Genomic DNA, 24,999 nt, shown 5'->3' with positions numbered 1-24,999 from the left:
TGACTGCGTGAGTGAGCGAACCGGCTGGGATGCCATCGACGATGCGTTGCGGCCGCTGTACGGCGAAATCGAGCCTTTTCATTGGGCGTCCGACCACCCGTGGTCGCTGGGCGGGCCGGACCCTCTCGACGGGATCAGCGCCTACTCCCGCACCGACCCGGTGCCGCACTGGCACTACATCAGCTACGGGATGACCGAGCTGTACGAGAAGGAGTGGGACAACCCGGCGGAGTCCGGCTGGGGCTTCGAGTTCACCTTCCGGTTGGCGCGCAGGCCCGAGGACACCGAACCGCCCGCGTGGCCGGCGAATTTCATGCAGAACCTCGCCCGCTACGTCTTCCAGTCCGGCAAGTGGTTCGAACCGGGCCACACCATCAAGACCAACGGGCCGATCGCGGCGGACCACGCGGACTGCACCAGTCACGCCGTCTGCTTCGTGACCGATCCGGAACTGGGCGCCATCGACAGCCCGCACGGCCGCGTGCTGTTCTTGCAGATCGTCGGGCTGACCATGCGGGAATACCGTGCGGCGCAAGGCGGTCGGGCCCTGGCACTGCTCGCCGAGCTGGAACCCCGACTACCCCTGTACGTCACCGACATCCACCGCGAACCGTTGGTGCCCGAGCCGAAACCGCAAGCCCGCTGGCCGCGCTGGGGTGGAGGTCTGGCCGGGCGAGGATGAGCAGGCCGCCCGTATCCGCGTGATCGTCCCCGGCCACAGCCGCGGCCGGGGACGATCACGCGAATCATTCAGCATGCACCGAAGTTCACACCGCGATACCGAAGACGCCGGTGGGGACGCTGGCGACCAGAGTGGGGCTGCCGCCGGTGATCGGCGCCGACACCACCCTGAGGTTGCCGCTGTCGGTGATGAACAGGGTGCTACCGGACACGGCGATATCGACCGGGCCCGACAGGCCGGTAGTCACCAGCGGGGTGACGGCTCCGCCGGTATCCGGCACCGAGACCACCCGGTTGGCTCCGAATTCGGCGATGTAGAGGGTGTTGCCGACGTGGGCCAGGCCCATGGGCTGATTCAGGCCGGTTACCACAGGCGTTGCCATGCCACCGGATGCCGGCATCGAATACACCGTGCCCGAGAGGGCAGCATCGCTGGCGTAGACCAGGCCGGCGCCGTAGGTGTAGGGCAGCGGGTTGCTCGTGCCGTCCAGATTCGCGCTGACGGTGACGTTCACCGTGCCCGTTCCCGGCGGAGCGATGGCGGTGATCTGGGTATTGGAGTCGATGGTGAATGTGGTTGCGGTCGTGCCGAACCGTACCGTCAACGGACCGACACCGCTGAACCCGGAGCCGGTGATGATTACGGAGTTTCCACCCGCGGGAGGGCCGAAACTGGGTGTGAGCGAGGTGAGAACAGGTGCCATTGGTCCGCCTCCAAAAACGGAATTGCACTGAAAAGGGGAATATTGCAACGGATTCCGAATCTGCCGGAAAACCGCTACCTCCAGTAACCCACCAGCGCAGGCACTTCGGCAACGAATTCCCACTCCGTTTTTGTCCGTTTTCGTCTGGTTTCGTCCGGTTTCGGCTATGCCTGTTCTGATCGCAGCAACCGACTGCTTTACGACACCCTGTTTGCCGGCCGCAGGGCAGGGAAGGCCGGCTACTGGAGGCGCGAGGGCCCGCCCCGCGAATTCTGGGCGGGCCCTGGCCATCACCGTGGGAATTCGTGGATCACGTGGATCCGGCCCACTCGGTCTGCCCGAAACGGCAATTCACACCGGAATCAGGATTCCTCGATCTTGATGGACGCGAGCAGCTCGCCCAGATGCGTTTCGGCGCTTGCCTTGTCGACGCCGAGATCGCTGAGCAACCCGGTGCCGTTCTCCTGTTCCAGCAAGGCGAGCAGGATGTGCTCGGTGCCGACGTAGTTGTGCCCCAGCCGAAGCGCCTCGCGGAAGGTGAGCTCGAGAACTTTCTTCACCTCCGCGCCGAACGGGATCAGCGCGGGGAGGTCCCCCTCGCTCGGCGGCAGGGACGCGGCCGCGGCGGCGGCGATCACGTCGACGGCCACGCCTTGGTGGACGAGTTCGCGCACCGCGAGACCCTCCGGTTCGGTGAGCAACCCCAGCACGAGATGACCGAGGGTGATTTCCCGGTTGCTCGCGTTGCGGGCTGCCTCTTGCGCCGCCACCACCACCGCGCGCGCCCGCGGCGTGAAGCGGGCGAAGCCCGTGTTCGGGTCCATGGCCGCCGCGGAGCCCGGATCGGGCACCTTGGGGACGAACCGTTTCTGGGCGGCCTGCTTGGTGACGCCCATGCTGGCGCCGATGTCGGTCCACGAAGCACCGGAACGGCGGGCCTGGTCCACGAAGTGGCCGATCAGGTGATCGGCCACTTCACCGAGGTGGTTCCCCGCGACGACGGCGTCGGACAGTTGCTCGAGCACATTGTCGGGGCGGGCTTTCTTGATGCCTTCGATCAGGTCGTCGAGGCGGAATTGTGCGGTCATGCGTCAACCATAGGTTGACGATAGGCCATCGTCAACCGTTAGTTGACGATTGAAATCACGGGCGCGCCGACGAAGCCGCGCCGCGCACGATGCGTTCCTTCACCCAGGCGGCCGTGCGCCCGGTCAGCACCGTTCTGGCCGGTGCGTCGTCGGCGTGCACGACCTGGACGACCCCGTTCCCGCGGCCCAGGCTCAGGCACTGGAGCACATAGCGAAACCGCAGCTCCCGCGGCTCGCGACCACGCATCAGGGCGACGGCGGTGTCCGCCGCGTGCTTGCCGGTCGGCAGCGCCGTGGCACACGCCATCCGCAGATCGCGTCCACCCGGTCCCGCGACCACGGCGGCGTCGCCCGCGGCGAGGATGTCCGGATGCGACACCGAGCGCAAGGCGGCGTCGGTCGACACGCGACCGTCGGAGTCCACCGCCACACCGGAGCGGGCAGCGAGGTCGGGCACCCGGAAACCCGTGGTCCACACCGTCGCCGCGGCCTCGACCAGCGTGCCGTCCGCCAGGCGCGGCCCGTCGGCGGTCACCTCGATCACCTTGGCACCGGACCGGATCTCGACCCCGAGACGCTTCAGCGTCCGCGTGATATGCGCCTGCGCCTTCGCCGACAGCCAGGCGCCCGGCTCCTCCGACCCGAGCAGCACCACCCGGAGGCCCGGGTGCGATTCGGCCAGTTCCGCTGCCAGCTCGATGCCGGTCGCCCCGGCGCCGACGACTGCCACCGGCCCGCCCGCCACGGCCAGGTCGCGCACGTCTTCCTGGGTGGCGATCGAATAGGCGTGTTCGGCGACGCCGGGCACGCTGTCGAAATCGGCGACGCTACCGAGCGCGTAGATCAAGGTGTCGTAGTCGAGGGCGGGCGCCGCGTCGAGCACCACCCGCCGCGCGACCGTGTCGATTTCCGTCGCCAGCGCGCGCACGAAACCGATTCCCTTGCTCTCCAACGCTTCTCGCAGATCCCATGCCGGGATCTGCTGCCCGGCCGCCTGCTGATGCAGTCGTATGCGCTCGACGAACGACGCGTGGGCGTCCACCACGGTGATCCGGGCGTCCCCCGCCGCGCGAGCGAGCCTGCGGGCCGCCGCCAGTCCCGCGTACCCCGCGCCGAGAACGACGATCCGATGCTGTCCGGTCATGCTGAGGCTCCTTTCGATCGGCCATCACTCCTCAGACCGGACAGCAGCCCGATTCCTGACAGACCGGCGGCGTGAAGCGCGTCACATGCGACGGCGACGCCGGTCCGGCAAGGTGCTCACCGCGTCATCGGACCCGCTCGCCCGGGCGAGATAGGCCAGCTTGTCCGGATTCACGATCAACCGCAGCGCGGTGACCACGCCCTCGGCCGCATCGACGCCGACCACGAGCAGCGGCGCACCGTCCACCCGCGCGACCGCGGCGGGCGCGCCGTTGACCTCCTCCACGACCAGCCGCATGCCCGGCACCTCCCAGCGCATCAGGCCCACGAGGTAGCGCGCCACCTGCGCCGCACCGCGCACGGGCCGCCGCGCCGCGCGCACCTTGCCACCGCCGTCGGCCGTCGCGCTCACGTCGGCGGCGAGCATCCGCTCCAGCGACGCCACGTCGCCGTCGCGCGCCGCCTTCAGGAATCGCTCGATGAGCTCACGGGCATGATCGGGCGCAATTCCGAAGCGGGCGCGGCCTTCGCGCACCCGCAGGCCCGCTCGACGAAAGATCTGCTGCGAATTGGTCTCGGTGATGTCGAGCATGTCCGCGATCTCGCGGTGCGCGTATCCGAATGCCTCGCGCAGCACGAAAACGGCGCGTTCGATCGGGGTCAGCCGCTCCAGCGCGGTGAGCAGCGCGAGCGAGACCTGTTCGCGCTCCTCGACGGTCTCCAGCGGGCCGAGCTCGCCGCGCGCGGTCGGCACCGGCTCGGGCAGCCACGGCCCGACATAGCTCTCCCGCCGGGCCCGCGCCGAAACCAGCCAGGTACGACAGAGATTCACCAGCGCGGTGGTCAACCATGCCTCGGCGGAGCGGATACTGCCGCGGTCGGCCCCATCCCAGCGCAGATAGGTTTCCTGCACCGCGTCCTCGGCCTCGCCCGCCGAGCCGAGCATCCGATAGGCGAGCGCGAACAGCCGCGGGCGATGCCCCTCGAATTCCCGCAAGCACGCCAGCCTCTCCGCGTCCTCCGGCCGTACCGGCTTGCTTCCAGGTCCTGCGTTCAGTGCCGCTGCTGGTTTGGGCGTGCCCGACGAGTTACCCATGTACTCACGAAACCAGTTGTCGCCCGAAAGAGCTACGAAAGGCCCGCGCTCGGCGGCTGACCACCGTTCTGACGTTGCTTCGCCCCAGGTCTGCGCAGCCGCAGACGAGCCGAGCCGCGGATCGCTGGACGGGGGATGACCGGGCGACGGATGGCGGGCAGCCTCCGGTCCGCCCGTCGTTGCGCACGCCGTTCGGCCGGTTTGTGTGTCCAGGTCTCCGGGCGCGCGGCCACCCAGCGCTGGGAATGCCAGGCGAACGGGATGTGCGCCAGATACAAGGCGACCAGCACCAGCAGTAGCACGATCGGATACGTGACCAGCGCCGCGGCGGCGAGCGCGACCAGCACCAGCAGTCCGGCCGCGGCCTGCGGGGCCACCGACACCGATTTCATGGCCAGCGTCGGGATGGTGCTGACGCACAGCGCGGCCGCGAACACCGTCCACGCCGCGACCTCGTAGAAGCCGACCCACCAGCCGTCGCCGAATTGCACGAACAGGGCCACCGGCACCACCGCGATGAGCGCACCCGCCGGGGCGGGCACACCGACGAAGTACTCCCGCGCCCAATCCGGCCGGGTGTCGTCGTCCATCAGGGTGTTGAACCGGGCCAGGCGCAGCACGATGCTGACCGCGAACAGCAACGCGACGATCCAGCCGACGCTGTTGCTGCTGAGCAGGGTCACATACAGCACCAGGGCGGGCGCGACGCCGAAGGAGATGGCATCCGACAGCGAGTCCAGCTCGGCGCCCATCTTCGTGGTGGCGTCGAGCATCCTGGCCAGCCTGCCGTCGAGGGTGTCCAGCACGGCGGCGGCGCCGATCATGGCCAGCGCGATATCGAGTTTGCCGTCGAGGCCGAATTTCACCGCCGACAGCCCCGCGCACAGCGCCAGGATGGTGACGATGCTCGGCAGCAGGCGGACGCTGCGCCGCCTGCGCCGCTGGGTGGGTACCGCCGCTTCCATCACGCGTCGGCGGACGTGCCGAGCACGGCGAGCACGGTTTCGCCGCCGATGGTGCGCTGGCCCGGCTGCACGAGCAGTTCGGTGCCCGCCGGGAAATAGGTGTCGACCCGCGAGCCGAAGCGGATCAGGCCGTAGGTGTCGCCGATGGTCAGCACGTCACCGACCTGGGCGTCGCAGACGATCCGGCGCGCGAGCAGCCCGGCGATCTGCACCACGACGACCTGTTCGCCCTCCGGCGTCTCCAGCACGATGCTGTTGCGCTCGTTCACCGAACTCGCCTCGGGCAGGTCGGCGGAGCGGAATTCGCCGGGCTGGTGCAGCACGGTGCGCACGACGCCGGAGACGGGAGTGCGCTGCACGTGGACGTCCAGCACGGACAGGAAGATGCTGACCCGCGGCAGCGGAGCTTCGCCGAGACCAAGCTCCGCGGGAGGAGCGGCCGTGTCGACCAAGGCGATCTGGCCGTCGGCGGGGGCGACCACGACACCGCGCCGATTCGGCGGCACACGATGCGGGTGACGGAAGAAGGTGGCACACGCCGCCGCGGCGAACAGTCCGCCGCGCCGCACCCATTTGCGCCTGCCCCCGACCACGGCGACCGCCAAAGGCGCGGCGACGAAGGGAAGCCCGGCGGGATGCAACGGCGGGATCGCGTCGCGGACCAGATCGACGACGTGGCCGATTCCAGTACGTTCAGGCGTGCCGGGCGGGGTGGGACGGCGGGCCACAGGCTCCTCTTTCGTGCTCGATGCAGACGGTTCGCGCCCCTCAACGATAGGTCGGGCGCAAGCGTTCACACCTTACGGGAAAGGAGCCTGTGGCACGCGGCGTCAGGACCTGACTCGGGCGCCCGTGACCAGTCGAACCAGGAACAACAGGATCACCGCGCCACCCAGGCAGGTGAAGAAGCTGAACCACAGGCCGCCGCCCTCGACGTCGACCCCGAACAGCTTCAGCAGGAACCCACCGAGCAGACCGCCGATCACCCCGACGACGATATTGAGCAAGATGCCCTGTTGGGCGTCCGTCTTCATGATCTTGCTCGCGATCCATCCGGCAAGACCGCCGATGATGATCCATCCGATAATCCCGAGACCGAGCATGGTGTCCTCGCATTCAGTTGGGCCACGCCTCGTGCAGCAGTGGCGTGCTTCGACGAGATACCCACCGATTGTCGGAATACGCGCGCCAGACGAGCGACTTCCAAGCTAATATGAGGAAGCCTCATGTCTATTCGCCAAAGGGCAGTGGCTGATGAGGGACCGATATCGATGCTTCGGGGAACCCCCGGCGGCGCCGCCGCAGGTACATAGGAGACGCAGATGGCTGCTCGAATCGCCCAGACCACCGGGGCAGAGCACACGGCGATCCTCGGGCTCGGCGTTTACCGCCCTGCTCGAGTGGTCACCAACGAGGAGGTGGCGGGTCCGATCAACTCCAGCGACGAGTGGATCAGGACCAGATCGGGCATCAGGACCCGGCGGTTCGCCGACGAGTCCGAGACGATCCAGAGCATGAGCGTCGCCGCCGCGCGCGGCGCGCTGGAATCCTCCGGCATCGCGGTCGACCAAGTCGATTGCGTGATCGTTGCTACGTCCACCCACCTGTTGCTGACACCGGCCGCCGCCCCGCGCATCGCCACCGAACTCGGCATGAACGGCGCCGCCGCCTTCGACGTCTCGGCCGGCTGCGCGGGCTTCTGCCACTCGCTCGCGCTGGCGTCGGATCTGGTCCGGGCGGGCACGGCGACGCATGTGCTCGTGATCGGTGTGGAGAAGCTGACGAACACGGTCAACCCGAAGGACCGCTCCACCGCCTTCCTCTTCGCCGACGGCGCGGGCGCGGTGATCGTCGGCCCCTCCGACGAGCCGGGTATCGGCCCCACCGTGTGGGGCTCGGACGGCACCCAGCACCACGCCATCCGGCAGGACAAGGACTGGATGGAGTTCTTCCACGAGATCGACGAGAAGGGCCTGGACGCGGTGCGGCCCTATCTGGTGATGGAGGGCACCGCGGTGTTCCGGTGGGCCGCGCACTCGCTGGAGAAGGTGTGTCGCGACGCGATCGACCGCGCCGGGCTGTCCCCCGAGGATCTGGACGCGATGATCCCGCACCAGGCCAACGGCCGGATCATCGAGATCATGGCCCGGGTGCTGAAGCTGCCCGAGCACTGCGCGCTCGCCAACGACATCGAGGAGGCGGGCAACACCTCGGCCGCCTCGATCCCGCTGGCCATGGAGTCGCTGCTGCGCAAGGGTGAGTCCAAGCCGGGCGACACGGCGCTGCTCATCGCGTTCGGCGCGGGCCTGTCCTACGCGGCTCAGGTCGTCAACCTGCCGAACTGGAAGTGACGCTCCGGCTCGCCGCGGTCGGGTCACTCCGGTCGACCCGCCGCGGCGAGCGTCGCGCACTCAGGCGCCGGCTTCGACCGCCGCCTTGACCTTGCCCAACGTCTCGTTCATGCCGTGCACCAGCGCCTGCTCGAACGGGGCCTCGCCGCCGAGCGCGGCATCGATGGCCTTGCGGGAGAACCAGGTGGTGCCGTTGGGCATGTCGCGCCGCTCGATCAGCCGCGTGCCGGACTCGGTGGGCTCCAAGGTGTAGCTCCACACGGAGCGGTTCTCGGTGACCCGGAAGGCGAACGCCCGGTTCGGCTCGAACCGCACGATGCGGGACGTGGTCGGCCAGAATTTCTTGCCGTCGCGATTGACGTTGATCGTCCAGGTGCCCACCCCGAGCGCGCCGAGCGCCACCATGCGAACGCACTGCGGGCTGAACTCCGGCATCCGCTTCAGATCGGAGACCACCGCCCACACCCGCTCCGGGGGAGCCGAGATGTCGATGCTGGCTTCGAGATTTTTCGGCAACGCTTCCTCCGGGATTCGAGCGACGGACCGACGGCCATCCATCCGAACGCCCATCCGTCCGCACGCGGTGGTACGAGTCGCGCACATTTTAGGCGCGCCGACAGTTCCGTCACAGTTTCACTACTCGCGCACCTGCCGGTGTAATGATCGGCGCACAATAACAGATACATGAAGCACAGACACCGCCTCCAACATTTCGGCGTCCAACGTGAGGTGATCGGCCGTGAAACTGCGCTCGCTGCTCCATCGTCGACCGGCGGACCGCGTTCCGCTACTGCCCGCGATCCAGCCCGAGGACGGGCGAAAGACACACGGCGCGTCGGTATTTCCGCCACGGGGCAGGCGCGGGGCCGCACAGGAAGAACGCCTCGAACGTCTGCTCACTCCGCGTGAGCTCGATCTTGTCCTGCGCCATCGGCTCTGAGCCCTGGGCGAACGCCCACGACAGACCGCGCCGCGAGGCTCCATACTCGTCAGGTGACTTCACCCGCTGCTACGAAACCGGCCATCCTGAGCGTCGATGACGACCCGGGAGTTTCCCGGGCGGTCGTCCGCGACCTGCGCCGCCGTTACGGCGCCGATTACCGGATTCTGCGCGCGGAATCGGGTGCGCAGGCCCTCGACGCGCTGCGGGAGATGAAGCTGCGCGGGCAGCCGGTCGCCGTGTTGATCGCCGACTATCGGATGCCGGGCATGGACGGCATCGAATTCCTGGAGCAGGCGATGGACCTGCACCCGTACGCGCGCCGCGTGCTGTTGACCGCCTACGCCGACACCAACGCCGCGATCGATGCGATCAACGTCGTCGACCTCGACCACTACCTGCTCAAACCGTGGGACCCGCCGGAGGAAAAGCTCTATCCGGTGCTGGATGTGCTGTTGGACGCCTGGCGCGGCAGCGAGCACCGGCCCGTCACCGAGACCAAGGTGGTCGGCAATCGCTGGTCGCCGCGGTCGTCGCAGGTGCGCGAATTCCTGGCCCGCAACCAGCTGCCCTACCGGTGGTACCTGGCCGACGAGCCCGAGGGCGCGCGACTGCTGGAAGCGGCGGGCGCCGACCCCCAGCGCTGTCCGGTGGTGATCACCTCCGCGGGCGAGGCGCTGGTGCAGCCCAGCGACAGTGAACTGGCCCAGAACGTCGGCCTGACCGTCGACCCGGCGGGCGAGTTCTACGACCTGATCGTGGTGGGCGGCGGTCCCGCCGGTCTCGGCGCGGCGGTCTACGGCGCGTCCGAGGGTCTGCGCACCGTGCTCGTGGAGCGGACCGCCACCGGCGGCCAGGCGGGGCAGAGTTCGCGCATCGAGAACTATCTCGGCTTCCCCGACGGCTTGTCCGGCGCGCAACTGGCCGACCGGGCCCGGCGGCAGGCGGCGAAATTCGGCGCCGAGGTGATCACCACACGCGAGGTGGTGGGGCTCGAGGTGAACGGGTCCGCGCGCACCGTGCGGTTCGCCGACGGCGGCACGCTGTGCGCGCACACCGTGATCATCGCGACCGGCGTCGACTACCGCCGCCACCCGGCGCCGGGTGTCGACGACTTCACCGGACGCGGCGTGTACTACGGATCCGCCATGACCGAGGCGTCCGAGTGCGCCGATCACGAGGTCTACATCGTCGGCGGCGCGAACTCCGCGGGCCAGGCCGCGGTGTTCCTGTCCCGCAACGCGCGCACCGTGCATCTGGTGGTTCGGGCGGATTCGCTGGAACGGTCCATGTCGCATTACCTCATCCAGCAGATCGCGCAGATCGCGAACATCGAGGTGCACACCAACACCGAGGTGATCGCCGCCGACGGTGCCGATCACCTCCAGCAGATCGTGCTGCGCGACAACAGGACCGGCGCCGAGGAGAAGGCCGACGCGGAGCGGTTGTTCCTGTTCATCGGGGCCGCGCCGCAGACCGATTGGCTCGACGGCGTCGTCATCCGCGACAGCGCCGGTTACGTACTCGCCGGCCCGGATCTGATGGTCGAGGGCGCGCGTCCCCCGGGCTGGGAGCTGCCGCGGCCACCGCATCATCTCGAGACCAGCGTGCCCGGCGTGTTCGTGGCGGGCGACGTGCACGCCGAGTCGGCCAAGCGCGTCGCGTCCGCCGTCGGCGAAGGCGCCATGGCCGTCATGCTCGTGCACCGCTATCTCGCGTGACCAGGAGGCGCAGATGACTTCGAACCAGACCGCGGACCGCAGCAGCCGTTCGGTGTGCGACCCCGCCGAGCTGCGCGCCCTGTTCCTGTTCGAAAAGCTGGACGACGAACAACTGGAACGGCTGTGCGCCGACGGCCGGATCGAGAACATCGAACCCGGTCTCGTCTTCCGCGAGGGCGAACCGGCCACCTGCTTCTACGTGCTGATGGACGGCGAGGTGGTACTCACCAAGCAGTCCGCGGGCGCGGAGATCGAACTGGTCCGCACCGAGCACCGCGGCGCGTACGCGGGCGCGTGGATGGCCTATATCGGCGACAAGGTCGACCAGACCTACACCCAATCGATGCGGGTGACGCGGCCGTCGCGGTTCTTCGTGCTGGACGCCGACAGCTTCGCCCGGATGATGCACGAGTGGTTCCCGATGGCCGTGCACCTGCTCGAAGGGGCGTTCTTCGGCAACCGCAACGCCAACGCGCGCATCGGCGAGCGCGAGCGGCTGCTGGCGCTCGGTTCGCTGTCGGCGGGCCTCACCCACGAGCTGAACAACCCGGCCGCCGCCGCGGTGCGCGCCACGTCGGGCCTGCGCGAGCGCGTCGCCGGCATGCGGCACAAGCTCGCCATGATGGCGGAGGGCAAGTTCGATCCGTCGTCCTTGGGCTCCTTGGTGCGCCTGCAGGAGGAGGCCGCCGCCCAGGTCGCGAAGGCGCCGGAGCTGACCCCGCTGGAAGCCGCCGATCGCGAGGACGCGCTCGGCGAATGGCTGGAGGAACACGGGATCACCGACGGCTGGAACCTCGCGCCGAACTTCGTGCAGGCCGGGATCGACGCCGACTGGCTGGAGCGGGTGGCCGCCACCCTGGAGGGCGCACCGGAGCAGGTGTTCCAAGGCGCCGTCCGCTGGCTGAACTACACCATCGAGACCGAGCTGCTGATGAACGAGATCGCCGACTCGACGACGCGCATCTCCGCGTTGGTCGGCGCCGCGAAACAGTATTCGCAGATGGACCGGGCGCCGTTCCAGGTGGTCGACATCCACGAACTGCTGGACAGCACCTTGGTGATGCTCAGCCGCAAGATCGGCAACGGCGTGCACGTGGTCAAGGAGTACGACCGGACGCTGCCGCACGTGCCGTGCTACGCGGCCGAACTCAACCAGGTCTGGACGAATCTGATCGACAACGCGGTGTACGCGATGAACGGCGAAGGTACGCTGACCATCCGCACCGGGCAGGAGAACGACTGCGCGGTCGTGGAGATCGGCGACACCGGGCCGGGCATCGCGCCCGAGGCCCGTAACCGCATCTTCGAACCGTTCTTCACCACCAAGCCGATGGGCGAGGGCACCGGCCTGGGGCTGGACATCTCGTTCCGCATCGTGGTCGACAAGCACAACGGCGACATCCGGGTCGACTCGGAGCCGGGCGACACCCGGTTCACCGTCTGGCTGCCGCTGCGCCGCCCCGAGCAGGATCGGAGCGACGCCGTCGCGGGAACCGACACGGAAGGGCAGTCATGACCGAGCAACTCGCGGGCATCGATCCCGCGGTACCGCCGAGTGGACCGGGTTGCGTGGAGTGCGAGCAGCATTCCGGCTGGTGGGTGCATTTGCGCCGGTGCGCCCAGTGCGGACATGTCGGGTGCTGCGACACCTCCCCCGCGCAGCACGCCACCCGGCACGCGCGAAGCACCGGTCACCCGTTCATCCAGAGCTTCGAGCCGGGTGAGGACTGGTACTACAACTTCGAAACCGGAGAGCTGCTCACCGGCGGACCGGAATTGGCGCCACCGCGCAGTCATCCCGCCGATCAAAGCGTGCCCGGCCCGCGCGATCGAGTCCCCGCGGATTGGCGGGCGCACATCCACTGACGCCGCCGGAACCGGTACGCTGCTGCGGACGCCGGGGCCTCCGGCGCCACGATCCACCGGGGAAAGCACGGTATGAAACGAACTTCCGCCATCGTCCTGCTCGTCGGGACGGTGGGTTTCCTGCTGGCAGGCTGCGGCGGAGGGGATGAGTCCACCGACGCGAACGGATTGCGCAAGGGCTCGGCGACCGCGGCCGCCTCGGCCGCCCGCACGACCGCTCCCGGCATCGCGCCGCCGAGCTCCCCGGCGGATACGGGCGCCCCCACCCCGACGAAGCAGCGTGATCCGGCGCTCGGTCCGGCGTCGAGCGCCACCTGCGGCGAGTTCCGCAAGCTCGATACCGACGCGGAGAAAGCCCTGATCGAGCAGATCCTGGCGGAGAACCCGGGCGGCCCGTTCGAGGGCAGCCCGAACGTCGCGCTCGGCACCGCGAAGCTGGTGTGCCTGTCGCCGAGCGTCGCCGACACCTCGGTCGCGGTCGCCGCCGGAATCGTCAAGAAATAGCCGGTCGCTCGTCGTCCGCGGACGCTCCCGCGACGATGGACCGTGACCGATGGCGGTGCCGCGCGGCAGAATGGCACAGTGGCAGAACTGGCACTCACCGCCCGCCTGAACCCTTCGGCCGCCGATGCCCGGCGCGGGGTGGTCCGGCTGCATCCGGAGGCGCTGACCGCACTGGGACTGCGGGAATGGGACGGAATCATGCTGGTCGGCTCCCGGCGCACGGCGGCGGTGGTCGGCGTCGCCCGCCAGGGCACGCCCGCCGGGGTGGCCCTGCTCGACGATGTCACGCTGTCCAACGCCGGTCTGCGTGAGGATGCGACGGTGGTGGTCTCCCCCGCGACCGTCTACGGCGCGAAACAGGTCACGGTGAGCGGTTCGGTGCACGCCACCCGCTCGATTCCGGCCGCTACGCTGCGGCAGGCGCTGCTGGGCAAGGTGGTCACCGTGGGCGACGCGGTCTCCCTGCTGCCGCGCGACCTCGGCCCCGACATCAACTCCACCGCGGCCGCGCAGGCGCTGTCGCGCACCTTCGGCATCGCCTGGACCACAGAGTTGCTCACCGTCACCGGCACCGATCCGCGCGGGCCGGTGAGCGTGCAGCCGAATACCGCGGTCAGCTGGGGAGCGGGCGCGGTCGCCGCGCGGGACGCCGCCGATCTGGCCTGGGCCGGAACCCCGATACCGGTGGGTGAGGCCTCGCGGGCCGCCACCGAAGCCGCCGCGTTCGACACGGCCGCGGGCAACAACGGCGCCACGATGGTCCGGGCCACGGCGGCCGTCGACCTGCAAAGCGTCTCGGTGGAAGTTCTGGCGGGCGGGCGCAGCCAGGCCGCGAAGCTCGAGGAATGGCTCAGCCTGGCGTTGGACGAGCCCGAGCTGTTGCGCACGCTGGGCGCACGACCCAATCTCGGCGTGCTGATCACCGGCCCGGCCGGCGTCGGCAAAGCCACGCTGGCACGCGCGGTCGCGGGATCGCGGCGGCTGGTGGAGCTGGACGGTCCCAGCATCGGCGCGGCCGAGAGCGGTGCGCGGCTGCGCGAGGTCGCCGAGGCGGTGGCCGATATCGGCTGCGGCAAGGGGGGCATCCTGCTGATCACCGACATCGACGCGCTGCTGCCCGCCGACGCCGAACCCGTCGCCACACTCATCCTCGACCAACTGCGCGCCGCGATCGCGGGCCCCTGCGTCGCGTTGGTGGCGACCACGGCGCACCCGGCCGGCATCGATCAACGCCTGCGCGCCCCCGACCTGTGCGATCGCGAACTCGCGCTGCCGCTGCCCACCACCGGCGTGCGCAAGGCGCTGCTGGAGTACCTGCTGCGCCGGGTGCCGACCGCGGCGCTGGACCTCGACGAGATCGCCGCGCGCACGCCCGGATTCGTGGTGTCCGATCTGGCGGCGCTGTGCCGGGAGGCGGCGCTGCGCGCGGCGTCGCGGGCCAGGGAGCACGGCGAGCCGCAACTCACCCAGTCCGACCTGCTCGGCGCGCTCGAGGTCATCCGGCCGCTGTCGCGCTCGGGCATGGAGGAACTCGCCATCGGCAGCCTGAACCTCGACGATGTCGGCGACATGGCGGAAACCAAGCAGGCGCTGACCGAGGCGGTGCTGTGGCCGCTGAAGCACCCGGACTCCTTCGCCCGCCTCGGCATCGAACCACCGCGCGGAGTGCTGCTCTACGGCCCGCCCGGCTGCGGCAAGACCTTCCTGGTGCGCGCGCTGGCCGGCACCGGTCAGCTCAGCGTGCACGCGGTCAAGGGCGCCGAGCTACTGGACCGGTGGGTCGGCTCGTCGGAGCGGGCGGTGCGCGAATTGTTTCAGCGCGCACGTGATTCCGCGCCCTCGCTGATCTTCTTGGACGAGGTGGACGCGCTGGCTCCCCGGCGCGGGCAGAGCGCCGACGCGGGCGTCGGCGACCGAGTGGTCGCGGCCCTGCTCACCGAACTCGACGGCGTCGAGCCGCTGCGCGACGTGGTGGTGCTGGGCGCGACCAACCGGCCGGAGCTGATCGATCCCGCGCTGCTGCGTCCGGGCCGGCTCGAACGGCTGGTGTTCGTGCCGCCACCGGACGCCGCCGCCCGCCGGGAGATCCTGCGCACCGCGAGCCGCGCGGTGCCCTTGGCCGACGACGTCGACCTCGACGCGCTCGCGGCGGAATTGGACGGCTACTCCGCCGCCGACTGCGCCGCGCTGCTGCGCGAGTCCGCGCTCGCGGCGATGCGCCGGGACGTGCACGCGGCCGACATCACCGCCGCCGACGTGCTGGCCGCCCAGACGGTGGTGCGCCCCTCGCTGGACCCCTCGCAGATCGACACGCTGCGCCGATACGCGGACAGTCGCGGGTAGACCACGACCCGCTCCGGCGTTCCGGCCACAGGAGACATTTCGGGGCAAATTTTCAGCAATCACAAGATCGCGCGCGCACCCCGGGTAAGTTCGACACTCGTGCGCAGAGTCGGCGATATTGTCGACGCGACCACGGCCTTCACTGGAGCCGCGGTCGCGGGCGTCACGCTGTTCCTGCCGGTCACCGTCAGCACACAGGGCCAGTCCACCTCGTACCGGATCGCCGGGCTGCTCAACAGCGTGCCACGCAGCGCGGCGCTCGGCGTGATCGTCGCCGTGGCGGTCGCCGTGCTGGTCGCCACCACCTCGCGGCCGCTGACCGGGTGGGCAACGGCCACCGCCGCCGCGCTGGCGCAGCTGATCAACCACTTCGCCGGACACCGGGTGGCCACGGTCGAGATACTGACCACGCAGAACTACATCGACTCGATCTGCGCCGGGGTCCTGCTCGGCGGGCTCGGCGCCGTGGTGCTGCGCAGACCGCTGCCCGCCGCGGCGTTCGCGGTGGGCGGCGTCGGCTTCTTCGGCTTCGGCGATCTCACCGACCTGCTGGACCTCAACACCGATCCGTACGCGGTCCTGGAGACCCCGACGCGCTGGATGATCGCGGTGGCGTTGCTCCTGCTGGTGATCAGCACTTCGCACAACTGGAAGCGCACTGAGGAGACGAAGGAACCGCGCATGGCGATCGCGCTGCCGGTGACGCCGATCCTCGCCGCCACGGTGCTCGCGCTGGTGGTCCTGACCGGCACCGAATGGCTGGGCCGGCAGTACAGCAAACTGCCAGGGGAAAGTCACGTCGTAGAGATCGTGATCGTCGTCGCGGCGACGATCGTCAGCGCGACCGCGGCCGCCATGCTGCTGCCCGGCCGCGACGGCATCGGTGTGTACCTGGCCGTGAGTTTGACCGCGGCGGTCGACGCCGTGGGTTACGCGGTGCGGCCCGGCTGGACCTCCGCGGTGCTCATCGCGTTGACCGCGGCCGGACTCGTCATCGGCGCCCGGATGCCGTCGACCGCTCTGGCCATCCTGCTGCTGACGGGCATCTCGATATTCGCCCTCGTCACCTCGACCTCCGCGAGCACCGTCGCGTTCGCGGTGATCAGCGGGGTCATCGCGTTGACGGCGGGGTACTGCTGCGGCACCGCGCGCCCGCACTACGCGCCGAGCGGCGTGCTCGCGCTCAGCGCGCTGTATCTGCCGTCGGCGGTCTCGGTGATGCCGGACCGGGTCAAGGACTGGCGCGAGGACGTGGCCGCGCACGACGCGACCCCGGGTGGCACCGCGCTCGCCATCGTCATCGGCAGCGCCGTCGGGCTCGTCATGCTGCGCAAATTGCGGCCGCGCAGCACGCCGCGAACGAAAGGGCAACCAGAGAGCGAATCGTTAGCGGATATATAGCGTCGGTTCGGGCGGATGGCGGACGCCATACTCACCCCTGCTCCGGGAAATGCACGCTTTCCGTAGGCTTGTGCCGGACACCCCGCCGCCCCGACCCGACGGAGTGAAGTTTGCTCGCGATCCTGCTCGTTCATGCCGCGGCCGCCCTGGTGGCTCCGCTGTGGGTGCGGGCACTGGGACGCAACGCTTTCTACCTGCTCGCTGTCGTCCCGCTCGGCGGTTTCGTCTGGGTGATCGCGAATTGGTCCGAAGCGCAGCGTGTTCGACAGACCTGGGCGCCGAGCATCGCCCTCGACATCGATCTGCGTTTCGACACGCTCGCGGCGGTTCTGTGCGCGCTCGTGCTGGGCATCGGGGCCCTGGTCCTGGTCTACTGCGCCCGGTACTTCGAAGACGACCAGCCGCGGCTCGGTGTGTTCGCCGCCGAGCTGGTCGCGTTCGCCGGCGCCATGTTCGGGCTGGTCACCAGCGACAACATGCTGCTGCTCTACGTGTTCTGGGAAGCGACGACGGTGCTGTCGTTCCTGTTGATCGGGCACAACGCCGAGCAGGCGGCCAGCCGAAGGGCCGCGATCCAGGCGCTGCTGGTGACCGGCGCGGGCGGACTCGCGATGCTGGCGGGCATCGTCGTGCTCGGCACCGCGAACGGCAGCTACCTGCTGTCTGATCTGCTCTCCGGAACCCGCCCGGGCGGGACGGCCGTGCAGGTCGCGGTGGCCCTGATCCTGGTGGGCGCGCTCACCAAATCCGCCGTGGTGCCGTTGCATTTCTGGCTGCCCGGCGCGATGGCCGCGCCGACCCCGGTGAGCGCGTATCTCCATGCCGCGGCGATGGTGAAGGCCGGGGTGTATTTGATCGCGCGGCTGGCGCCGGCGTTCGCGCAAAGTCCGGTGTGGCATCCGCTGGTGCTCACCCTCGGCCTGGCCTCGATGCTGCTGGCCGGGCTGCGCTCGCTCCAGGTGGTGGATCTGAAACTGGTACTGGCCTTCGGCACGGTGAGCCAGTTGGGGTTCCTGATCGTGCTGGTCGGCATCGGCACGCCCGATGCCGCGCTGGCCGGAGTGACGCTGATCGTCGCGCACGCGCTGTTCAAGGCCTGCCTGTTCCTGGTGGTCGGGATCATCGATCACGGTGCGGGAACGCGCGATCTGCGCCGGTTGTCCGGGCTGGGCCGCCGTGCTCCGGTGCTGTGCGCCACCGCGGTGCTCGCCGCACTCAGTATGGCGGGCATCCCGCCGCTGCTCGGCTTCGTCGGCAAGGAAAGCGCGCTGAACGCCGTCCTGGCCGCGGACGTGCTCACCGAGCCCGTACGCGTTGCGGTGTTCACCGGGGTGGTGCTCGGCTCGATGCTGACCGTCGGCTACAGCATCAGGTTCGTGTGGGGCGCGTTCGCGGACAAGGACCGCGAAGCGGATCCCGCGCCAGGCGCCACGCCCGTCGCCCACCACCCGAGCGAAATACCCGTCGCTGAGGGGCAGCCGGAAGCCGAGCACAGTCTCCGCTGGCACCCGCCGGGTGCTCTCTTCCTCGCGGCGCCGGTGATCCTCGCCGCCGCGAGCCTCGCGGCCGGTCTCGCCCCGTCCTGGCTCGACGCACGTTTGCGCCCCTATGCCGAAACGCTGGCCGGGGCACCGCTTTCGCATCTGGCGCTGTGGCACGGATTCGATCCCGTGCTCGCGGCGACGCTGCTGATCGTCGCGGTCGGCGTCGGGCTGTGGCGGCTGCGCGACCGTTTCGCCGACTCGCCGCACCCGCGCCTGGGCAACGCAGACCGTGCCTACGACGCCACCCTGCGCGCGATGGACACCCTCTCGCTGCGGATGACCGGCGCGGTGCAGCGCGGGTCGCTGCCGCTGAGTCAAGCCGCGATCCTGGTCACGCTCATCGTCCTGCCGACCGTCCTACTCGCCCTCGGCGCCCGCACCGGAGTCACGCTGCGGCTGTGGGATTCACCGTTGCAAGCGGCCGTCGGCGCGATCATGGTGGTGAGCGCGCTCGCCGCGACGGTGCTGCGCAACCGGCTGGCGAGCGTGCTGGTCGTCGGGGTGACCGGTTACGGCAGCGGCGTGATCTTCGCGCTGCACGGCGCGCCCGATCTGGCACTCACCCAATTCCTGGTGGAGACGCTGACGCTGGTCATCTTCGTGCTGGTGCTGCGCGCTTTTCCCGCGACGATCGAGCCGAGCCGGACAGCCGCGTTCAAGCTGCGCAGGGCGATCCTGGCCGTCGGGACCGGTACGGTGGTCGCGGTCCTGGCCGGTTTCGCCGTGGCGGCCCGCACCGCCGAGCCCGTCTGGCGCAGGATTCCCGATGCCGCCTACGAATTCGGCGGCGGGAAGAACGCCGTCAACGTGCTGCTCGTCGACCTGCGGGCCTGGGACACGCTCGGCGAGATCTCGGTGCTCGTCGTCGCCGCGACCGGGGTGGCCTCATTGGTGTTCCGCAGCAGGCGTTTCGGCAGCGCGCCGCGCGCGACCGACTCGCCCGACTACGATCCGGAGCTGGTCAGCTGGTTGCCCGCGGGCCGGTTGGTCGACCGGGCCGAACGCTCGATGGTCCTGCAGATCACCACGCGGCTGGTGTTCCCGACCATCATGGTGCTGTCGGTCTACTTCTTCTTCTCCGGGCACAACGCGCCCGGTGGCGGCTTCGCGGGCGGACTCACCGCGGGACTCGCGCTGACCCTGCGGTATCTCGCGGGCGGCCGCTACGAATTGGGTGAAGCGCTGCCCGTCGACGCGGGCCACATCCTCGGCGCCGGCCTCACCTTGGCCGCTGGCACCGCCGTGTCGTCGCTGCTGCTCGGCGCGCCGCCGCTGTCCTCGGCGATCATCGAGGTCTCGGTGCCGGTGATCGGCCACGTCAAGGTGGTCACCGCGCTGCTGTTCGATCTCGGCGTCTACCTCATCGTGGTCGGCCTGGTGCTGGACGTGCTGCGCAGCCTGGGCGCGCGCCTCGACAGCGAGCTGGCCGATGTCGAAACACCCTCGGCGAATGGAGGTTCCCGGCGATGACCGCGAATCTGACTCTGCTGGTGGTGATCGGCATCCTGGTCGCGTGCGGGGTGTATCTGATCCTGGAACGCGCCGTATCGAAGATGCTGCTCGGGCTGATCCTGTTCGGCAACGCGGTCAACCTGCTGATTCTCACCGCGGGCGGCGGCGCAGGCAAACCGCCCATTCACGGTACGGCCGACACCGAGGAGATGGCCGACCCGCTCGCCCAGGCGATGGTGCTCACCGCCATCGTGATCACCATGGGCGTCGCCGCGTTCGTACTCGCCCTCGCCTACCGCACCTACATGCTCACCACCAGCGACGACGTCGCCAACGACCAAGAAGACGTGGATGTCGCCCGGCGTCGCGCCGGAGAGGACCCGGAAACGTGAACCTCTCCCCCGGCCTGCTGCCGGTCCTCACGCCGCTACCGGTGCTCGTCCCGCTGCTCGGCGCCGCGGCCACGCTCGTCTTCGGCCGTAGACCGCGCATCCAGAGCGCGGTCAGCGTCGGATCGCTCAGCGGTGTCGTGGTGATCTGCGGGTTGCTGCTGTTCCTGGTCGACCGCTACGGCACCACCGCGTTGCAGGTGGGCGACTGGGCGGCCCCGATCGGCATCACGCTGGTGGTAGACCGGCTGTCGGCGGCGATGCTGCTGGTCTCGTCCATCGTGCTGCTGTCGGTCAACCTCTACGGTGCGGGCCAGAACATCCGAGACGGCGACGAGCGGCAGCCGACCTCGATCTATCGGCCCACATATCTGGTGCTCACCGCCGGTGTTTCGGCCGCGTTCCTCGCCGGTGACCTGTTCAACCTCTTCGTCGGCTTCGAAATCCTGCTCGCGGCGTCGTTCGTGCTGCTCACCGTGGGCGCGACCACCGAACGCATCCGCGCGGGCGTGGCCTACGTGATGGTCTCCATGGTCTCGTCGCTGATCTTCCTCACCGGCATCGGGCTGACCTACGCGGCCACCGGAACGGTGAATCTCGCCCAGCTCGCGGTCCGGTTCGGCGCCGTGCCGGAGGGCACGCGCACGGCGATCTTCGCGGTGCTGCTGGTGGCGTTCGGCATCAAGGCGGCCGTCTTCCCGCTGTCGAACTGGCTGCCCGACTCCTATCCGGCCGCCCCGGCTCCGGTCACCGCCGTGTTCGCCGGTCTGCTCACCAAAGTCGGTGTGTACGCGATCATCCGGACCCACTCGCTGCTGTTCCCCGACGGCGGCTTCGACTCGGTGCTGCAGGTTTGCGGCCTGCTCACCATGCTCATCGGTATCCTCGGCGCCATCGCGCAGAGCGACATCCGCCGTCTGCTGTCGTTCACGCTGGTCAGTCACATCGGATACATGGTGTTCGGCGTCGGCCTCGCCAATGCGGCCGGGCTGTCGGGCGCGGTGTTCTATGTGGCGCACCACATTCTGGTGCAGACCTCGCTGTTCCTGGTCGCCGGTTTGATCGAGCGGCAAGCCGGATCCACCTCGCTGCGCAGACTGGGTGGGCTCGCCGCGGCCAGCCCGCTGCTGGCCGTACTGTTCCTCGTCCCGGCGCTGAATCTTGGTGGAATACCGCCGTTTTCCGGGTTCATCGGCAAGGTCGCGCTGCTGCGGGCGGGCGCGGAGCGCGGCAGTGTGCTGGCGTGGGTGCTGGTCGGCGGCGCCGTGCTCACCAGCCTGCTCACCCTGTACACCGTCGCGCGGGCGTGGAGCAAAGCGTTCTGGCGGCCCCGCGAGGACGCGCCGGAAGGTCACCTCACCGCGGCGAAACCACCCACCCTGATCGAGGAATCGACCGTCGTGCACTACGACGAGCGCACCGATCCGGGCCGGATGCCGCCGCTGATGGTGTTGTCCACCGCCGCGCTGATCGCGGTCGGCCTGTGCCTGACGGTGCTGGCCGGTCCGATCCTCGCGATCGCCGATCGCGCGGCGGTCGACCTGCGCGATCCGGGTGTGTATGTCGGTGCGGTGCTGGGTGATTCATTCGACTCGGGAGCGCTCCGGTGAGCGGCGAGCCGACTGCCGGCGGGCGACGGCGCGATACGGTCGTGCGCGTCGGCGTCCTGGTTTGGCTCACCGTGGTCTGGCTGGCACTGTGGGGCGATCTCAGCATCGCGAACGTGCTGGGCGGGCTGGTGGTGGCCGCCCTGATCATGGGCGCGCTGGCCCTGCCGCGAGTGCCGGTGACGGGTCGGCTGAACCCGCTCCCGCTGGTCGAATTGATCGTGGTCAGCGCCTACTACGCACTCGAATCGAGCCTCCAGGTCGCCTGGCTCGCGATCCGACCGGCTCCGATGCCGGTGTCCGGCGTGCTGCGGGTGTACTCGGGCACCAGATCGGATCTGGTGCTGGTGCTGTGGACCGATCTGCTCAACCTGATCCCCGGCACCATGGTGCTGGAGATCGACCGCAGACGCTGCGTCGTCTACGTGCACGTCCTCGATGTCGGCAGCGAAGCAGCCGTGCACAAGTTCTACCGGACCACCCGGCGGCTGGAACGCCTGCTGATCGAAGTATTCGAACGTCCGACCGGATGGCCTCGTTCCCAGCCGATCTCGCCCCCGGAGGCGCCCTCGTGACCGTCGTCGCCGTACTCGCCGCCGTTTTACTGACGGCCGCCGCACTGCTCACCACCTATCGCGTAATCACCGGACCGAGCACTCTGGACCGCGTCGTCGGCATCGACTCGCTGATGGCCCTCGCCGCCTCCGGACTGGCCGTGTGGGCAGCTTATAGCGCCGACACCACCGTGGTGCCCGCGATCGTCGCGCTGGCGCTCGTCGGATTCCTGGGCTCGGCCGCAGTGTCCCGATTCCGAGTACGGGACGACAAATGAACCTCTGGCACATCCTCGCGGCCACCCTGATCCTGTTCGGCTCGACCCTCGCGCTGACCGCCGCGATCGGGCTCGTCCGCTTCCCCGACACGCTGACCCGGATGCACGCCGCCACCAAACCCCAGGTCGTCGGCCTGATCCTGGTACTCGCGGGAGCCGCGATCCAGCTGGGCGGCCAGGGCAACGTGTGGGCGCTGGCCCTGGTCGGGCTGTTCACCCTGCTCACCGCCCCGGTGATAGCCCACCTCATCGGCCGCACCGCCTACCGCGAGCAACGCGACCGCGACGGTCTGCTCCGCGTCAACGAGATGCGCGACGCCGACGTCGAATAGTCGCTATCGGTACAACGAAACCGGCTCGGCTCGCCGAACCGCTTCGGGGCCAGCGGGCCGGGCCGTAGCGGTTGACGCGTTATGGGCGACGGAAATCGCAGGGAGCGGACACCAGTTCCGGGCAGGTCGGATCCTTGTGGTTCCCAGCGGCAACTCAGGAGGGCTGGTCGCGGCCCGACTGATTGCGCGGGGCGCGGCAGCGATCGCGAGGACCGCACTGGTCGCGGCGAGCGAGGAACCGGCAGCCGAACGGCTGTCCCTGTAGCCGCACCACCTTGCGGTGCGGCCGAACCTGGCTCAACGACAGTCACCACAGCAACGACCGCCAGCGCGCGGCGGTTCTCGCCAGCATCCACACCACCCTCGCATCGACATGGCCCATCACACAATGACTGCCGACTCTGGCTACACCTGGATGGACTCGCTGACCCTTGCTCGCGATCCCGAACTCGGCCCCGACTCGGGAACCGACAGCGGTCGGGATAGGCGGGTCCACAACTTCCACGGCATGAACTCCGAATCATCCGCGCGCATGGTCGCGCGGATCGAGGCGCGTCGTGAACTCGACCGGTTCTCCCTGACGGATGTTCAGCGTTCGCCCCAGCCAAGGCTTCAGTTCGTCAACGGGCCATGGGAACCCAGCGATGACGGCACACCGGCACCGTACAAACCGACCCTGCCCAATACCTCGCCCCCACCAGCCTCCCCGAACACCCCGTCGCCACTGAAACCCGTGGCCTCGTCCTCCCCCGCCCCGACCGACGGCCAATACCCCGGCTGGATCTACCGGATACCCACTGGTGGTGGCGGCTTCCGTCCGGAGATCCGGAACAGCATCGTAAATATATTTTGGATTTCTACGAGTAACCGATTTGCAGCGGCCGGTGCCCGTCTTGGTTACCATGCCAGTTCGTTCCGAAAGCTGCTGCCGTGTCGCCGTTCCGATAGCGGGAACCGTAATACTTGGGCTCCCTGCATAAATCGCCGGGGCTCGGCGAGGAAGTTCCTCACGCCCGGCTGAAACGGGCGCCCCAGGCGCGGATCTGGTCGCGCATGACGTCCGGCTCGATGATCTCGAAGTCGGCGTCGAGGGTGCCCAGGCCCATGATCGGCCATTCCAGCGAGTCGGCGGTCATGCGGACGCGGCAGCGGCCGGGGGCGATCTCCTCGACCATGCTCCAACGGCCGATCCGGGCGCGCACGGTGTCGGCGGGGGCCTCGACCACGGCTTCGATCCGGTGCGGGCGGCGCGCTTGGTCCAGGCCGGCGCGGAGGAATTCGGCGGCGTCGGTGGCGGGGAGATCGCGAGGGCGGAAGCGGGAGCCGTCGCTGTGCGGCTCGGTCAGGCGGTCCAGCCGGAAGCTGCGCCAGTCATGGCGGGTGAGGTCGTAGGCGACCAGGTACCAGCGTCGGCCCAGGGATACCAGGCGGTGCGGCTCGGTGTGCCGGTCGGTGCGGCGACCATCGGCTGCGGTGTAGGAGAAGCGCAGGCGTTCGTTGTCGCGGCAGGCCAGAGCGACGGTGGTGAGCGCGCCGGGATCTGTGCCGATGTCACCCGGCGAGCCCCAGGTCGCCGGGAGGGTCATCGCGCGCAGGGCGTCGACCCGGTTGCGCAGGCGCGGCGGCATCACCTGAACGACCTTGGCCAGCACCCGAACCGAGGATTCGGCGATGCCGTCCACAGCGCCGTGCACGGCAGCTTGCAGCCCCACCACCAGCGCGACCGCCTCGTCGTCGTCGATCATCAGCGGCGGCAGCGCGGCGCCCGGCGCGAGCTGGTAACCGCCGTCGACGCCACGGTGCGCCTCGACCGGATAACCGAGCTCACGCAACCGCTCGACATCGCGGCGCAAGGTGCGCGCGGAGACGCCCAATCGGTCGGCTAGCTCAGTTCCCGGCCAGTACTTGTGCGTTTGGAGCAGAGACAGCAACCGCAGTGTCCGAGTACTCGTGTTCGCCATGTTTTTCATTCTCCCCGCAATTGAGGTCAAAAACTGGCCGCAATAGGGCATAGCGTTCTCCTCGAACCACGATCCGTCG

The 24,999-nt window shown here is 69.3% G+C and carries 23 protein-coding genes; 14 read left to right on the top strand and 9 right to left on the bottom strand.

Features of this window, described 5'->3' with window-relative positions; genetic code table 11:
* Positions 1-7: 7 nt before the first annotated feature.
* On the top strand, positions 8-682 hold the full coding sequence (locus ACT89H_RS16625) for a suppressor of fused domain protein (RefSeq protein ID WP_445109525.1): 675 nt from the start codon (positions 8-10) through the stop codon (positions 680-682).
* Between the two features lie 85 nt (positions 683-767).
* On the opposite strand, the gene ACT89H_RS16620 is transcribed toward ACT89H_RS16625, so the two are convergent.
* From ACT89H_RS16620 to ACT89H_RS16590, 7 genes are all read right to left on the bottom strand, one after another.
* Positions 768-1,385 (bottom strand): IPT/TIG domain-containing protein, encoded by a 618-nt coding sequence (locus ACT89H_RS16620; protein ID WP_445109524.1) that lies wholly within the window; start codon positions 1,383-1,385, stop codon positions 768-770.
* A 362-nt stretch (positions 1,386-1,747) separates the two neighbouring features.
* Positions 1,748-2,473 carry a Clp protease N-terminal domain-containing protein gene (locus tag ACT89H_RS16615; RefSeq protein ID WP_445109523.1) on the bottom strand — a complete coding sequence of 242 codons (726 nt, stop codon included), beginning with the start codon at positions 2,471-2,473 and terminating at the stop codon, positions 1,748-1,750.
* A 55-nt stretch (positions 2,474-2,528) separates the two neighbouring features.
* Positions 2,529-3,617, bottom strand: a complete 1,089-nt coding sequence (locus tag ACT89H_RS16610; protein WP_445109522.1) for an NAD(P)/FAD-dependent oxidoreductase — start codon at positions 3,615-3,617, stop codon at positions 2,529-2,531.
* An 81-nt stretch (positions 3,618-3,698) separates the two neighbouring features.
* Entirely contained in the window at positions 3,699-4,712 is a 1,014-nt protein-coding gene (locus ACT89H_RS16605) for an RNA polymerase sigma-70 factor (RefSeq protein WP_445109521.1), read from the bottom strand.
* A gap of 32 nt (positions 4,713-4,744) precedes the next feature.
* Entirely contained in the window at positions 4,745-5,677 is a 933-nt protein-coding gene (locus ACT89H_RS16600) for a CDP-alcohol phosphatidyltransferase family protein (RefSeq protein WP_445109520.1), read from the bottom strand.
* Positions 5,677-6,405: a phosphatidylserine decarboxylase gene (locus ACT89H_RS16595; RefSeq protein ID WP_445109519.1), complete on the bottom strand. Its 729-nt coding sequence runs from the start codon at positions 6,403-6,405 to the stop codon at positions 5,677-5,679. The genes ACT89H_RS16600 and ACT89H_RS16595 overlap by 1 nt, the downstream gene beginning before the upstream one ends.
* Before the next feature lie 102 nt (positions 6,406-6,507).
* Positions 6,508-6,780: a GlsB/YeaQ/YmgE family stress response membrane protein gene (locus ACT89H_RS16590; protein ID WP_437213457.1), complete on the bottom strand. Its 273-nt coding sequence runs from the start codon at positions 6,778-6,780 to the stop codon at positions 6,508-6,510.
* A 219-nt stretch (positions 6,781-6,999) separates the two neighbouring features.
* On the opposite strand from ACT89H_RS16590, the gene ACT89H_RS16585 reads away from it, so the two are divergent.
* Entirely contained in the window at positions 7,000-8,028 is a 1,029-nt protein-coding gene (locus ACT89H_RS16585) for a beta-ketoacyl-ACP synthase III (protein ID WP_445109518.1), read from the top strand.
* A 60-nt stretch (positions 8,029-8,088) separates the two neighbouring features.
* On the opposite strand, the gene ACT89H_RS16580 is transcribed toward ACT89H_RS16585, so the two are convergent.
* Entirely contained in the window at positions 8,089-8,544 is a 456-nt protein-coding gene (locus ACT89H_RS16580; protein WP_445109517.1) for an SRPBCC family protein, read from the bottom strand.
* 477 nt (positions 8,545-9,021) lie between these two features.
* On the opposite strand from ACT89H_RS16580, the gene ACT89H_RS16575 reads away from it, so the two are divergent.
* From ACT89H_RS16575 to mnhG, 12 genes are all read left to right on the top strand, one after another.
* Complete coding sequence (locus tag ACT89H_RS16575; RefSeq protein ID WP_445109516.1) at positions 9,022-10,689, top strand: NAD(P)/FAD-dependent oxidoreductase; 1,668 nt, start codon at positions 9,022-9,024, stop codon at positions 10,687-10,689.
* 13 nt (positions 10,690-10,702) lie between these two features.
* Positions 10,703-12,205, top strand: coding sequence for an ATP-binding protein (locus ACT89H_RS16570; protein WP_445109515.1), 1,503 nt, complete (start codon positions 10,703-10,705; stop codon positions 12,203-12,205).
* Positions 12,202-12,555: a UBP-type zinc finger domain-containing protein gene (locus ACT89H_RS16565; protein WP_445109514.1), complete on the top strand. Its 354-nt coding sequence runs from the start codon at positions 12,202-12,204 to the stop codon at positions 12,553-12,555. Before ACT89H_RS16570 ends, ACT89H_RS16565 begins: the two co-directional genes overlap by 4 nt.
* A 72-nt stretch (positions 12,556-12,627) precedes the next feature.
* Positions 12,628-13,059, top strand: a complete 432-nt coding sequence (locus ACT89H_RS16560) for a hypothetical protein (protein WP_445109513.1) — start codon at positions 12,628-12,630, stop codon at positions 13,057-13,059.
* Between the two features lie 78 nt (positions 13,060-13,137).
* Positions 13,138-15,402, top strand: coding sequence for an AAA family ATPase (locus tag ACT89H_RS16555; RefSeq protein WP_445109512.1), 2,265 nt, complete (start codon positions 13,138-13,140; stop codon positions 15,400-15,402).
* Positions 15,403-15,501: 99 nt separating this feature from the next.
* Entirely contained in the window at positions 15,502-16,803 is a 1,302-nt protein-coding gene (locus ACT89H_RS16550; RefSeq protein ID WP_445109511.1) for a hypothetical protein, read from the top strand.
* Between the two features lie 110 nt (positions 16,804-16,913).
* Complete coding sequence (locus tag ACT89H_RS16545; protein ID WP_445109510.1) at positions 16,914-19,817, top strand: Na+/H+ antiporter subunit A; 2,904 nt, start codon at positions 16,914-16,916, stop codon at positions 19,815-19,817.
* Complete coding sequence (locus ACT89H_RS16540) at positions 19,814-20,191, top strand: Na(+)/H(+) antiporter subunit C (RefSeq protein WP_445109509.1); 378 nt, start codon at positions 19,814-19,816, stop codon at positions 20,189-20,191. Before ACT89H_RS16545 ends, ACT89H_RS16540 begins: the two co-directional genes overlap by 4 nt.
* Complete coding sequence (locus ACT89H_RS16535; protein ID WP_445109508.1) at positions 20,188-21,798, top strand: Na+/H+ antiporter subunit D; 1,611 nt, start codon at positions 20,188-20,190, stop codon at positions 21,796-21,798. The genes ACT89H_RS16540 and ACT89H_RS16535 overlap by 4 nt, the downstream gene beginning before the upstream one ends.
* A complete protein-coding gene (locus ACT89H_RS16530) occupies positions 21,795-22,370 on the top strand; it encodes a Na+/H+ antiporter subunit E (RefSeq protein WP_445109507.1) in 576 nt (191 codons plus the stop codon). Before ACT89H_RS16535 ends, ACT89H_RS16530 begins: the two co-directional genes overlap by 4 nt.
* Complete coding sequence (locus ACT89H_RS16525; RefSeq protein ID WP_445109506.1) at positions 22,367-22,627, top strand: monovalent cation/H+ antiporter complex subunit F; 261 nt, start codon at positions 22,367-22,369, stop codon at positions 22,625-22,627. Before ACT89H_RS16530 ends, ACT89H_RS16525 begins: the two co-directional genes overlap by 4 nt.
* Positions 22,624-22,959 carry a monovalent cation/H(+) antiporter subunit G gene (mnhG, locus tag ACT89H_RS16520; protein ID WP_445109505.1) on the top strand — a complete coding sequence of 112 codons (336 nt, stop codon included), beginning with the start codon at positions 22,624-22,626 and terminating at the stop codon, positions 22,957-22,959. The genes ACT89H_RS16525 and mnhG overlap by 4 nt, the downstream gene beginning before the upstream one ends.
* Before the next feature lie 1,007 nt (positions 22,960-23,966).
* Here mnhG and ACT89H_RS16515 read toward each other — a convergent pair.
* Positions 23,967-24,920 (bottom strand): helix-turn-helix transcriptional regulator, encoded by a 954-nt coding sequence (locus ACT89H_RS16515; protein WP_445109504.1) that lies wholly within the window; start codon positions 24,918-24,920, stop codon positions 23,967-23,969.
* Positions 24,921-24,999 lie beyond the last annotated feature (79 nt).

The sequence above is a fragment of the Nocardia aegles genome (assembly GCF_052545135.1).
This window is presented reverse-complemented; position numbering and strand designations above follow the sequence as displayed.

What these genes read in the sequence shown, in the direction of transcription:
- ACT89H_RS16620 (WP_445109524.1), bottom strand. Translation starts at nt 1,385, where the DNA reads ATGGCACCTGTTCTCACCTCGCTCACACCCAGTTTCGGCCCTCCCGCG.
- ACT89H_RS16615 (WP_445109523.1), bottom strand. Translation starts at nt 2,473, where the DNA reads ATGACCGCACAATTCCGCCTCGACGACCTGATCGAAGGCATCAAGAAA.
- ACT89H_RS16610 (WP_445109522.1), bottom strand. Translation starts at nt 3,617, where the DNA reads ATGACCGGACAGCATCGGATCGTCGTTCTCGGCGCGGGGTACGCGGGA.
- ACT89H_RS16605 (WP_445109521.1), bottom strand. Translation starts at nt 4,712, where the DNA reads ATGGGTAACTCGTCGGGCACGCCCAAACCAGCAGCGGCACTGAACGCA.
- ACT89H_RS16600 (WP_445109520.1), bottom strand. Translation starts at nt 5,677, where the DNA reads ATGGAAGCGGCGGTACCCACCCAGCGGCGCAGGCGGCGCAGCGTCCGC.
- ACT89H_RS16590 (WP_437213457.1), bottom strand. Translation starts at nt 6,780, where the DNA reads ATGCTCGGTCTCGGGATTATCGGATGGATCATCATCGGCGGTCTTGCC.
- ACT89H_RS16585 (WP_445109518.1), top strand. Translation starts at nt 7,000, where the DNA reads ATGGCTGCTCGAATCGCCCAGACCACCGGGGCAGAGCACACGGCGATC.
- ACT89H_RS16570 (WP_445109515.1), top strand. Translation starts at nt 10,703, where the DNA reads ATGACTTCGAACCAGACCGCGGACCGCAGCAGCCGTTCGGTGTGCGAC.
- ACT89H_RS16565 (WP_445109514.1), top strand. Translation starts at nt 12,202, where the DNA reads ATGACCGAGCAACTCGCGGGCATCGATCCCGCGGTACCGCCGAGTGGA.
- ACT89H_RS16560 (WP_445109513.1), top strand. Translation starts at nt 12,628, where the DNA reads ATGAAACGAACTTCCGCCATCGTCCTGCTCGTCGGGACGGTGGGTTTC.
- ACT89H_RS16540 (WP_445109509.1), top strand. Translation starts at nt 19,814, where the DNA reads ATGACCGCGAATCTGACTCTGCTGGTGGTGATCGGCATCCTGGTCGCG.
- mnhG (WP_445109505.1), top strand. Translation starts at nt 22,624, where the DNA reads ATGAACCTCTGGCACATCCTCGCGGCCACCCTGATCCTGTTCGGCTCG.
- ACT89H_RS16515 (WP_445109504.1), bottom strand. Translation starts at nt 24,920, where the DNA reads ATGGCGAACACGAGTACTCGGACACTGCGGTTGCTGTCTCTGCTCCAA.